Genomic DNA, 13,244 nt, shown 5'->3' with positions numbered 1-13,244 from the left:
AACTGTGACGCCCGTCACAAAATTATTTAGTCCACAAAGTAGTCATGACAGGGAAGTTTGCTTTGATGCCGAAGTACGCTGTGACGCTCCGTGCCTTGCATTCAGATGATATGGCGTTCATCGAACGCCTCTATGCCGCTACGCGCGCGGAAGAAATGTCTCATAGCGGTTGGCCCGCCGAGCAGATCGCAACCTTCCTCAGCCAGCAATTCCATACCCAGCACGCCTACTACCAAGCCCATTACGCCGACGCCGAGTTCCTCATCATTGAGCATGAAGGGCAGGCTATCGGCCGGCTGTATCGGTATTGGGGGCCGAGCACCGTGAACCTGATCGATATCGCACTGGTCGCCGAGTATCAGGGGCGGGGCATTGGCAGTGGGTTGATCGAGGACATGCTGCGCCGCGCCGATGAGCAAGGCCTGGTGGTCGAGCTGTTCGTCGAAAACTACAACCGTGCCCAGCGGCTGTATGGCCGCCTCGGATTCCATGTCATCAACGAGTCCGGGGTTTACCTGCGCCTGCGCCGCGAACCCCAGACCGCAGTCAGGAAAGTGTCATGAGCCAAGAGCCGCTCTTCACCATGCCCAGCCGGGCCGAACTCGAAACGGCGGATCCCGAGGGCTTCATTCTGCAATTCGCCCCGGAACAGGGGCTGCGGGTTTCACTGTTGGAAGTCCGCGAAGGCGTGCCGATGGATGCGCGCTACGAATGCTATTCGCTGATGCTCGCGTTGCCCGTCGGGGTGACGTTGCCATCGGACGTGTATCGACTGTTCGGTCCCGAGGGGCAGCAATGGCTGTTGCTGCTGACCCAAGTGATGCCGGAACCGGACGGTCGCAATGTGCTGGAAGGCGTGATCCACCGTGAAGTGGGTCTGGCGACCAGCACCGAGAGCTGAAGAGTTTCACCCTAACGCTATTCAACTTAAGGAAGTGTTCGATGAGCGATCCGTTTATTGGCGAAATCAAGATGTTTGGCGGAAATTTCGCCCCGCGCGGCTACTCCTTTTGCAACGGGCAATTGCTGCCACTCACCCAGAACACTGCACTGTTCGCGATTCTGGGCACCACCTACGGCGGCAACGGTCAGTCGACCTTCGGCCTGCCGGACTTCCGCGGTCGTTCGCCCCTCCACTGGGGTCAGGGCACCGGCCTGACGAACATTCTCCTCGGTGAGGTGGCGGGCGCCGAGTCGGTCACCCAAGTGACCAGCCAGATGCCTGCGCACATCCACCAGATGGGACTGACGGTCTCCACTGCGAACGCCACCAGCCCCACGCCGATCGCCAACGGTTACCTGGGCGCGGCCACCGACAAGGACCTGAACCCGGTGAATCTGTACACCACCGACGCGGGTACCCCGGTCGCCCTGAGCTCCTTGCCCAGCACCATCACGGGTGGCTCCCAGCCGTTCGGTATTCGCAACCCGTTCCTCGCCGTCAGCTTCATCATCGCGCTGGTGGGCGAGTTCCCGAGCCGCAACTAATGCAACAACCGGCGGTGCCCATGGGGACCGCCACTTTTTTTGCCGCCTTGACCGCATCGGACAGGGCGGTGGCACACCAGGAGGTGCAACATGAAATTCATCGAACGATTCTCGCGTAAATCCGCTTCGCAGCCGCATTCCGTCGACCCCGGTGCCGCGCCGTTGCTGATGGCCCTCGAGCCGCGAATCATGTTCGATGCGTCCGTTGCCGTGGTTGCCCAGGATGCCGCGCAGGCCGCCGCCGAGCCCGCCAAGGACAGCACCTCCGCAGACAACACCAGCCAGGCCGCCGCCAGCGCCGACACCCGTGCCAGCACCAGCGACAATGCACAACGCCACGAAGTGGTGTTCGTCGACAGCCAGGTCGGCAACGCCGCCGGGCTGATCGCCGGCCTGCCGGCCAACGCCGAGGTCGTGGTGCTCGACCCGAGCAAGGACGGCCTGCAGCAGATGGCCGACTACCTCAAGGGCCGCGAAGGCCTGGACGCGATCCACCTGCTGTCCCATGGCGCAGACGGCACCGTGCAGGTGGGCAATGTCTGGCTGGCGGAAAGCAACCTGGCCCAGCATCAGGCGGCGCTGGAAAGCATCGGTGCCGCGCTTAAGGCCGACGGCGACCTGATGCTCTACGGCTGCCGCGTCGGCGACAGCAGCAAGGGCCAGGCGTTTATCGATGACCTGGCAAGCATCACCGGCGCCGATGTGGCGGCCTCCTCGGACGATACCGGGGCCGCGGCGCTGGGCGGCAACTGGACGCTGGAGCGCAGCAGTGGTGTGATCGAAACGGCCACCCTGACGGTGGATGCCTACGACGGTCTGCTGGTGACCACCTGGAGCACCGGGAATGCCCCGCTGGGCTCCTCGACCATTGGCGCGGCCGGTCGTGTGGTGGTTGGCGATTTCGACGGCGACGGCGATACCGACATTCTTTATCAGACCCTCGCCAATGGCAGCCCCTGGGCTTATTCGCGGAGCAACGGCAATGGCACCTTTACCCAACTGACATTGGCGCAATCGCCGTTTGCCGGGTTAGCGCTGCCGGACCATACCAACTCCAACTACTTCGTTGGTGACTTCGATGGCGATGGTGATATCGATGTGCTGGTCGGGGTGAACGGCACCACCGGGATGTTCCTGCGCAACGACAATGGTGTTTTCAGCAGCCAATCCAGTGCGAGCTTTCCGCAGCCCGCTGTCGGCTCCCGCATGGTGGTGGGTGATTTCGACAACGATGGTGATACCGACATCCTTTATCAGACGGGCGGCTCTGGCAGCGCCTGGGCCTACGCCCGCAGCGAAGGCGGTGGCAACTTCACGATTCTGACTCAGGCGACTTCGCCTTTCGCCGGGCTGACACTTCCGGACCATGGGGGCAACAACTATTACGTTGCCGATTTCGACGGCGATGGTGACCTGGACATCCTGGCCGCGGTCAGCGGAGCCACCGGCACCTTCCTGCGCAACAATGGCAGCAGCTTCAGTAGCGGCTCCACTACAACCTTCCCCGCGGCCGCCGCCAACGGACGCCTGCTGGTCGGCGACTTCGACGGCGATGGCGACGCCGACATTCTCTACCAGACCGGTGCCAACGGTACTGCCTTCCAATATGCACGCAGCAATGGTGATGGCACCTTCACCATCCTGACCCTCGCAAACTCGCCCCTGGCGGGCTTGACCCTGGTCGACCACACCGGCGCGAACTACCGCGTCGGCGACTTCGACGGCGATGGTGACCTCGATATCTTCTCGGCCACCAACTCCAGCTCGGGCAATTTTTATGTGCAGAACGGCTCGCCGCCCGAGGTCACGGCGTCCACCCCGAGCGACAATGCCACCGGTGTCAGCCGGACCGCCAATATCGTGCTGACCTTCAGCGAGTCGGTCACCAAGGGCACCGGCAACCTCTACATCGTGCGGACCTCGGACAACGTGATAGTCGAAACCATCCCGGTCGGCAGTACGCAGATCGTGGGTTCCGGCACCACCTGGACCATCGATCCGTCGATCACCCTGGCCGCTGGCACTTCCTATGCCCTGCGTGCCGACGCCAAGACCTTCGTCGATGCCGACGGCATTGTCTTCAAGGGTATCCAGAACAACACCACGCTGAATTTCGCCACCGCGGCCAACGCCGCGCCGGTAATCGCCAACCTCAACGGCGACTCCGTCAGCTACACCGAAGGCAGCACTGGCACGCGGCTCGATGCCAGCGGCAATGCCACCGTCACCGATGCCGACACCACCCTGTTCACCGGTGGCACCGTCACCGCGTCGATCACCAGCAACGGTGTGTCCGGTGAAGACGTCCTGTTTGTCTTCAACGAGGGCACAGGCCCCACGCAGATCAGCGTCTCTAGCAGCAACATCTCCTATGGCGGCGTCCAGATCGGCACCTTCACCGGTGGCACAGCGGGCAGCCCGCTGGTGATCACCCTCAATGGCGCCGCGGACGCCACTGCCGTCACTGCGCTGGTGCGCAACCTGACCTACCGCAACACCAACGATGCCGACATTGCCACGCCGGCGCGCACCGTGCAGGTCACCATCAGCGATGGCGCCGGCGCCACCAGCGCTGCGGCCTTGGTGACGGTAGGTATCAACGCGGTCAACGACGCACCGACCCTGACCGCCACCGGCGCCAACCCGACCTTCACCGAGAACGGTACGGCGGCCATTCTCTTCAGCGGCACCACCATCAGTACCATCGAAGCGGGGCAGACCATCACCGGGCTGATCATGCAGGTCAGCAACCTGGCCGATGGCAGCCTGGAAAAGCTGGTCATCGACGGCACCACTGTCAACCTCACCGACCTGACGTCGGTGACCACGGGCACCAACGGCCTGAGCGTGTCGGTTGCCGTCTCCGGCAGTACCGCCACCGTGACCGTCACCCATGCCGGGATAACCACGGCGCTGGCGCAGACCATCGTCAACAACATCGCCTACCGCAACGACAGCGACAGCCCGCAGGGCGCTTCACGCACCGCCACCCTGACCGCCGTTCGCGACAGCGGCGGCGTCGCCAACGGCGGGACTGAAATCGGCATGTTGTCGATCGCCAGCGTGGTGACCCTGGTGTCGGTGAACGATGCTCCGACCCTGGCCGGTGGGCCTTACGTCCTGACGGGCACGAACGAAGACACCATCTCCACTGGAACCTCGATAAGCACGATACTGGCCGGCCTCACCTACGGCGATCTGGACACCGGCGCCCAGAAGGGTATCGCGGTGACCGCGGTCAGCGGCAGCGGCTCTTGGCAGTACTCCACCAATGGGGTCACCGGCTGGACCAACTTCGGCACGGTGTCCACCGGAGCCTCGTTGCTACTGGCGCAAACCACGTACGTGCGCTTTGTCCCAGGCGGCGCCAACGGCGAAACCGCGACCCTGACGTTCCGCGCCTGGGACCAGACCAGTGGTCTGGCGTCCTCCAGTGCCGTGCCGCGTACCGCCGACACCAGTGTCACCGGCGGCAGCACCGCGTTCTCCTCGGGCACCGCCTCGGCCTCGCTCACCGTCACCGATGTCAATGACGCGCCGGTGCTCACTCCTGCCGCGCCGACCCTGCCAGGCCTGACCGACGGCTCGATCAACAACAGCGGCGTTCTGGTCGGTTCGCTGTATGGCGCCAACTACACCGACGTCGATACCGGCGCCCTGAAAGGCATCGCCATCACCAGCCTGAACAGCGGCAACGGCACCTGGCAGTACAGCCTCGACGGCACCACCTGGAGCAACGTCGGCACCGTGTCGGCGAGCAGCGCGCTGCTGCTGCGTGCCAGCGATCACGTGCGCTTCGTGCCGGACGGCATCAACGGCACCAGTGCCAGCGTCACCTTCCGCGCCTGGGACCAGACCGGCGCCAGCGCCGGACAACAGGGCACCAAGGTCGATGCCTCCGCTGCCGGCGGCACCACCGCGTTCTCCACGGCCCTGGACACGGCCAGCGTGACCGTGACCGCGGTCAACGATGCGCCGACCATGACCTCCAGTTCCGGCACCGTGTCCTGGGTCGAAGGTAACAACACCACGTCCACGCCGGTGGTCATCGACTCCGGCGTGACCATCGCCGACCCGGATGGTCCGGACCTGAGCCAGGCCACTGTGATCGTGTCCAACCATTACGTGGGCCAGGACCAACTGGGCTTCATCAACAACCCCGCCACCATGGGCAACATCATCGGAAGCTGGGACGCCACCACTGGCGTTCTCACCCTGACGTCGGTCGGCAACCAGGCGAGCCTGGCGCAGTGGCAGGCCGCGTTGCGCTCGGTGACCTACACCAACCTGTCGGAAAACCCGACCACCACCACCCGTAACATCGAGTTCCAGGTCACCGACGGCGGTGGTCTGGCTGCGTCCGCCGTGACCCGCAGCGTCACCCTCACCGCGGTCAACGACTCGCCGATCATCACGGCGCCGTCGAACACCCAGGTGGTCGAGGACATTGCCTCGGTCATCAACCTGATCAGCATCAGCGACGTCGATTCCAGCAACGCCATCGTGACCCTGAGTGTCGCCTCGGGCACGCTCAACGCCAACAGCGGCAGCGGCGTGACCGTGGGCGGTACGTCCAGCGCGCTGACCCTGACCGGCACCATCACTGACATCAACAGCTTCATCGCCAGCAACAAGCTGAGCTTCACCACGGCGGCCAACGCCACCGCCAACGTGACCCTGACCATCAGCGTCGATACCGGCAGCGTCAGCACCACCAGTACCACCATGACCCTCACCGTCAACCCGGTGAACGATGCACCGGTGGCGACGGTGCCGCCATCGATCGGCGTGGTCGAGGATGTCCCGGGTGCACTGACAGGCATCAGCTTCAGCGATGTCGATGCCGGCAGCGCCTCGGTCACCGCGACGTTCTCGGTGCCCAGCGGTACGTTGATCGCCACCTCCGGCAGCGGCGTCACGGTGCTGGGCTCCGGCACCGGCGCGCTGACGCTGTCGGGTTCGCTGAGCGATATCAACGCCTTCATCGCCGCCTCCGCCGTCAAATTCCAGACCGCGCTCAATAGCACCAGCACCGTCACCTTGACCGTGTCGATCAACGACAACGGCAACACCGGCGGTTCCGCGCAGACCGACAGCAAGACCGTCAGCCTGGTGGTGGACGCCGTGAACGATGCGCCGGTCAACACCGTGCCGGGCAGCCAGAGCGTGCCGCAGGACAGCGTGCTGACATTCAGCACGGGCAACGGCAATGCCATCGTGGTCAGCGACGTGGACCTGGGCGGCAACCAGATCGACGTCACCCTGACCGCGACCAATGGCCTGATCACCCTGTCGACCCAGAGTGGACTGGGTCTGCTGGTCGGCACTGGCACGGGCGATGCCACTGTCAGGTTTGTCGGTTCGCTGGCTGCGGTCAACGCCGCCCTCGACGGCCTCACGTTCACCCCGACCGCGGGCTACAACGGCGTCGCGGCGCTGCAAATCCACACCACTGACAATGGCTCCGTCGGCACCGGTGGCGCTCAGACCGACACCGATGTCATCGCCATCACCGTCGCGCCGCTGAACCCCAACGTAACCAATGTCAGCGTCGTGCAACCGGACCGTGCCTACAAGGTGGGCGAGCAACTGACGATCACGGTTACCTTCGACATGAACGTGATCGTTGCCAACGGCATACCGACCCTTCTGCTGGAAACCGGGCTGATCGACCGCCTGGCGACCTATGTCAGTGGTTCTGGCAGCAACACCCTGAGCTTCAGCTACACGGTGCAGGCCGGTGACGTCAGCGCTGACCTCAACTACAACAGCACCAGCGCGCTGCAACTCAACGCCGCGACCATCCAGAGCGTCCACAGTAATAACGCGACGCTGACGCTGCCTGCCCTCAACGGCAACGCCTCGATCGCCGGCCAGAAAGCCATCGTCATCGATGGCGTAGTGCCGACCATCAGCAACGTCGCCAGCCCGGCCGATGGCACCTACATCCTCGGCCAGAACCTCGATTTCACGGTCAACTTCAGCGAGAACGTGGTAGTCGATGCCAGTGGCGGCACCCCGCGTATCGAGGTGACCCTCGACACCGGCGGCACCGCCTACGCCGAGTACGTCTCCGGCAGCGGTACCAGCGCGCTAGTGTTCCGCCTGGTGGTCGCCAGCGGCCAGCAGGACAGCAACGGCATCACCGTCGGCAACAGCATCCAGCTCAACGGCGGCAGCCTGCGCGACCTGGCCGGCAACGACAGCGCCACCGCCTTCACCCCGGGCAGCACCAGCGGCATCCTCGTTGATGGCGTGGTACCGACCGTGGCCACGGTCAACGTGCCGGCCAACGGTTCGTACAAGGCCGGCGACGTGCTGAGCTTCACGGTCAACGCCAGCGAAGCGGTGTTCGCCAGCGGTTCGCCGCGCCTGGCCCTGGATATCGACGGGGTCACTCGTTACGCCACCCTGGTCCCGGGTAGCAGCAGCGGGGCGACCCTGGTCTTCCAGTACACCGTGCAGGCGGGTGACAACGATAGCGACGGTATCAGCGTCGGCAGCAACCTCGACCTCAACGGCGGCAGCGTCAAGGACGCTGCTGGCAATGACCTGACCCTGGCCCTGAACAGTGTTGGCAGCACCACGGCGGTGCTGGTGGATACCGGCGTACCGAGCGTGACCGGTGTCACCCGCTCCGGCGGCGCGATCTCCAACGGCAGTTCGGTCAGCTATGACGTGACGTTCAGCGAAGACGTCAGCGGTGTCGATATCAACGACTTCAACGTCATCTTCGGCGGGACCGTCACCGGCACCCTGGCCAGCGTCACCCGGATCAACGGCCGCGCCTTCAGTGTCGTGATCGGCAACCTCAGCGGTGCCGGTACGGTCACGCTGGCGCTGAACAACAGCGGTACCGGCATCGTCGATGCGGCCAACAACGAAGTGACGGGCGGCCTGGTCGGCCAGACCTACATCATCGACCGCATCGCCCCGACGGTGACCAGCGTCAGCGTGCCGGGCAACGGCACCTACGTCGCCGGGCAGACCCTCGACTTCACCGTCAACCTGACCGAGAACACCACCGTCGACACCACCGACGGCATCCCGCGCATCCAGGTAACCCTGGACAACGGCCAGACCGCCTGGGCCAACTATGTGTCCGGCTCCGGCAGCAACGCCCTGGTGTTCCGCCTGGACGTCGTCAACGGCCAACTGGACACCAACGGCATCACCCTCGGCAGTGCCATTGACCTTAATGGCGGGATCGTGCGCGACGGGGCCGGCAACGATGCCGTCACCACCCTGAACAGCGTCGGCGACACCAGCGGCGTAATGGTGGATGCGGTCGTCCCGGTGGTCGACAGCGTCGGCCTGCCGGCTGACGGCAGCTACAAGGCTGGCGACGTGCTCAGCTTCACCGTCAACACCAGCGAAGGCGTTGTGGTCGACACCACCAGCGGCACCCCGCGACTGGTGCTCACCGTGGGCGGCGTGACGCGCTACGCCACCTACACCTCCGGTGCCGCCAATGGCGCCCTGGTCTTCCAGTACACCGTGCAGTCTGGCGACACCGCCAGCAGCGGCATCGCCGTCAACGGCACCCTGGACCTCAACGGCGGCCATATCAACGACCCGGCCGGCAACGCCCTGAACCTCAACCTCGGCGCCGTGGGCAACACCGGCAACGTGCTGGTCGACACCACGCTGCCCTACGCCGCCAACATCGTGCGTGCCGATGCGACGCCGACCAACAGCGCCACGGTCAGCTACACCGTGACCTTCAGCGAGGTGGTGAACAACGTTGATGCCAGCGACTTCGCGGTGTTCTTCACCGGCACCGCCAACGGCAGCATCGACAACATCAGCAGCGTTGATGGCAAGGTCTACACCGTGACTATCGGCAACCTCAGCGGCGCCGGTCTGGTGCGTTTGGACGTCAAGCCAGGCACCGATATCGCCGACGCCGCCGGCAACCTGGTGGTTGGTGCGCGGGTTGGCGTCAACTACACCATCGACCGGGTCGCGCCAAGCGTGACGGGCGTCGATGTGCCAGCCAACGGCACCTACGTCGCCGGGCAGAACCTCGACTTCACCGTGCACCTGAGCGAAGCGGCACAACTGGATACCAGCAACGGCTCGCCGCGCCTGGAAGTGCTGCTGGACAACGGCCAGACCGCCTACGCCGAGTACCTGTCCGGCGCCGGCACCAACGCCCTGGTGTTCCGCCTCACCGTCAGCACCGGCCTGTTGGACACCAACGGCATCACGGTGGGCAATGCCATCCAGCTCAACGGCGCGACCTTGCGTGACGCTGTCGGCAACGATGCGCAGTTGGGCCTCAACGGCGTTTCGGCAACCGACGGCGTGCTGGTCGATGCCGTGGTCCCGACCGTCACCACCGTTGGCCTGCCGGCGCCGGGCGCCTACAACGCCGGCGACGTGCTGCGCTTCACCGTCAACGTCAGCGAAACGGTCAATGTCGACACCAGCAGCGGCACTCCGCGTATCGCGCTGAACATCGGCGGCGTGACCCGCTACGCCACCTATGTGTCCGGCAGCGGCAGCAATGCGCTGGTGTTCGAGTACACCGTCGCGCCGAGCAACAACGCCAGTGGCGGCATAGGCCTGGGCGGTACGCTCGACCTCGACGGTGGGACCGTGCGCGACGCCGCCGGCAACGCCTTGAACCTGGCGCTGAACACCCCGGGCGTGGCGTCCGGCGTGGTCATCGACACCGTGGCACCGCAGGTCGGCGACATCGTCCGCGTCGACCTCAGCCCGACCAACAATGGTTCGGTGCGCTACACCGTGACCTTCGACGAGAGTGTGTCCGGCGTCGACAGCGCCGACTTCTCGCTGGCCTTCACCGGTTCGGCCAGTGGCCGCATCGCTTCGGTGGAGCGGGTCAACGACCGCACCTACACCATCCTGGTGGACAACCTGGCCGGCGCCGGCAACGTGCGCCTGGACCTGAATGCCACAGGCACCGGCATCGTCGATGTCGCCGGCAACCCGATTACGGGTGGCCTGCAGGGCGCCATCTACAGCATCGACCGCGTCGCGCCGTCGGTGAGCAGCGTGGATGTCCCGGCCAGCGGCACCTACGTCGCCGGCCAGCACCTGGACTTCACCGTGCGCACCGACGAAGCGGTGCTGGTGGACAGCGGCGACGGCAATCCGCGTCTGGCGATTACCCTGGACAACGGTCGCGTGGTCTACGCCGACTACGTGTCCGGCTCGAACGGCAATGCCCTGGTGTTCCGCCTGAATGTCACCAGCGGCATGTCCGGCAACAGCACCTTCAATGTCGGCTCGGCCATCGACCTCAACGGCGGCAGCATCCGTGACGCCCGTGGCAACGACGTGCAGGCTGGCCTGAACAACGTCGCCGATACCCGCGGCATCCTCCTCGACGCCAAGGCCCCGCGGCCAACCGGCATCGTGGTGGACGGCCCCGTCCAGCCGGCTGACCGCACCCTGAACTTCACCCTGACCTTCGACGAGGCGGTCAGCGGCGTCGATGCCGGCGACTTCAGCGTGGTCGGTACTGGCAGCGCCAGTGGTTCGGTACAGTCGGTGCAGCAGATCGACGCCAAGACCTATCGCATCACCGTCGGCAACATGAGCGGGGCGGGAGCCCTGGCCCTGAGCCTGAACGCCTTCGGCAGCGGCATCCGCGACCAGGCCGGCAACGAACTGGCGGTGTCCCTCACGGGGCAGTCGCAGACCATCCAGTCGCAGGACGTCGGCGACCTCAACTACCGGCTCAACCCACCGGATACCCTCGTCGCGCCGCAGGTAGCGGTGGTGCAGCCGCAAGTCCCGGGCTTCGTCGTCAACGAGGCGGTGTCGCCATTGGCGGCGCCGGCCTTGTTCGAAATACGCACCGTCGGCGGTAGCCTGCAGCCGCTGGGCACCATCTTCCTCGGCAACGGCAGCAGCGCGCCGAGCTTCATCGCCCAGGTCTTCGCCAGCAGCGACGCCGGTATCGGCGGCGGCCAGGGCGGATTCCTCGGCTTTGGCGGCGGCGATGGCGGGGTGTTCGGCAGCAGTACCTTCGCCAACATCTTTGGTCGCGATGTGCCGGGTGTCAGCGAAATGAACATTTTCAATGGCAGCCAGTGGCGCCAGAGCGACCTCAACCAGGGGCTGCGCGGGGTGTTCGGGGCACCGACCCTCGGCCAGCAACTGCATCACATCAATGAAACCGACCAGCGCCAGGTGCGCGAGTTGGCCATGGCCCTGGCTCAGCCGGCGCAGATCGGGAAGCGGGCATGACGTACAGCACACACTTGCGAAATAAAGCCGTACCAGGGGGCGGCCCAAGGATGAAAAAAAGCCAGAAATTGTTCGGTGCCAGCTTGCTGGCGCTGGCCATCAGCGGTTGCGCTGTCACCAGCCAGCCAATCGACCGCAGTGCCAGCGAGGAACGTGCACGCACCGACCTGGCGACCATGTTCAAGGACCAGGAACCGCTCAACGGCCCGCTGACCCTGCACCAGGCCATGGCCCGCGCGGTGAAATACAACCTCGAAGCGCGCCTGAAAGTGATGGAAGAAGCGCTGTCCAAGCGCCAGGTCGACCTGGCGCGCTTCGACATGCTGCCGCGCATGGCCGTGGCGGCCGGTTACGCCGGCCGCAACAACACCAGCGCCTCCAGCAGCCAGAGCGTCCGCACCGGCACCCAGTCCCTGGAACCGTCGACCTCCCAGGACCGTGACCGCGAAGTGGCGGACCTGACCATGGTCTGGAACGTGCTGGACTTCGGTGTCAGCTACGTCAGCGCCAAGCAGCAGGCCGATCAGCGTCTGATCCTCGAAGAACGCCGGCGCAAAGTGATCCACACCATCACCCAGGACGTACGTTCGGCGTACTGGCGTGCGGTGGCGGCCCAGCGCCTGCTGACCCAGATCGACGGCCTGATGGCGCGTATCCACGAAGCCCGCACCAACAGCCAACACATGGCGGCCCAGCGGGTCGGTGATCCGGTGCAGTCGCTCAGCTACCAGCGCGCGCTGATCGAAGCCACGCGCCAACTGGAAGAGCAGCGCCGTGCGTTGTCGCTGGCCAAGACCGAACTGGCGGCGCTGGTCAACCTGCCGCTGAACACCAACTTCGCCCTGGCGCCGGAAGAGGGCTATGTGGTGCCGGAGTTCAAGGCTGACTTCGCCCAGTTGGAGCAGAAGGCCCTGGCCAACCGCCCGGAACTGCGCGAGCAGGACTATCAGGCGCGCATCAGCGCCGCGGAAACCCGCAAGGCCATGCTGCGCCTGCTGCCGGGCCTGGAATTCTCGGTTGGCGGTCATTACGACAGCAACTCCTTCCTGGTCAACCAGAGCTGGGCGGACTACGGCGTCAAGGTGACCTGGAACCTGTTCAACGTGCTCTCGGCGCCGGCGGCGATCAAGGTCGCCGAAGCGGGTGAAGACGTTGCCGCGGCCCGTCGTCAGGCGATGTCGATGGCGGTACTGGCGCAGTTGTACGTGGCCCGCGCCAACTACAGCGAAGCCGTGCGCCAGTTCCACACCAGCGAAGAGCTGGCGACCCTCGACGGACAGATCGCCGAACAACTGCGCAACCGCTTCCAGACGCAGAACATCGGTGAACTGGAACTGATCCAGGGCGAACTGAACAACCTGCAGACCCAGCTCAAGCGCGATCTGTCCTACGCAGAGCTGCGCAATGCCTACGCGCAGTTGTACGTCAGCTCCGGCACCGACCTGCTCCCGGACAGCCTGCCGGACAACAACCTGCAGACGATTGCCACGGCGCTGCAGAACAGCGAGGCGAACTGGAACCATTGATGGCTCCGG

General features: G+C 65.1%; 5 protein-coding genes. All 5 read left to right on the top strand.

All coding sequences use genetic code 11. The features are described from left to right. Window positions 1-65 precede the first annotated feature (65 nt). Complete coding sequence (locus NTD88_RS13930) at window positions 66-563, top strand: GNAT family N-acetyltransferase (RefSeq protein WP_095157494.1); 498 nt, start codon at window positions 66-68, stop codon at window positions 561-563. Further along, window positions 560-901, top strand: a complete 342-nt coding sequence (locus NTD88_RS13925; protein ID WP_095157496.1) for a DUF6916 family protein — start codon at window positions 560-562, stop codon at window positions 899-901. Before NTD88_RS13930 ends, NTD88_RS13925 begins: the two co-directional genes overlap by 4 nt. A gap of 41 nt (window positions 902-942) precedes the next feature. Next, window positions 943-1,488, top strand: a complete 546-nt coding sequence (locus NTD88_RS13920; RefSeq protein WP_095157498.1) for a phage tail protein — start codon at window positions 943-945, stop codon at window positions 1,486-1,488. Between the two features lie 90 nt (window positions 1,489-1,578). Continuing rightward, a complete protein-coding gene (locus NTD88_RS13915; protein WP_262154309.1) occupies window positions 1,579-11,709 on the top strand; it encodes a DUF4347 domain-containing protein in 10,131 nt (3,376 codons plus the stop codon). Between the two features lie 50 nt (window positions 11,710-11,759). Then, window positions 11,760-13,235, top strand: a complete 1,476-nt coding sequence (locus NTD88_RS13910) for a TolC family protein (protein WP_262129951.1) — start codon at window positions 11,760-11,762, stop codon at window positions 13,233-13,235. Window positions 13,236-13,244: the final 9 nt, after the last annotated feature.

Source organism: Pseudomonas sp. 20P_3.2_Bac5 (assembly GCF_025466035.1).
GTDB lineage: Bacteria > Pseudomonadota > Gammaproteobacteria > Pseudomonadales > Pseudomonadaceae > Aquipseudomonas.
Note: the sequence above shows the minus strand (reverse complement) of the source record. Positions and strands in the feature narration are given on the sequence as shown.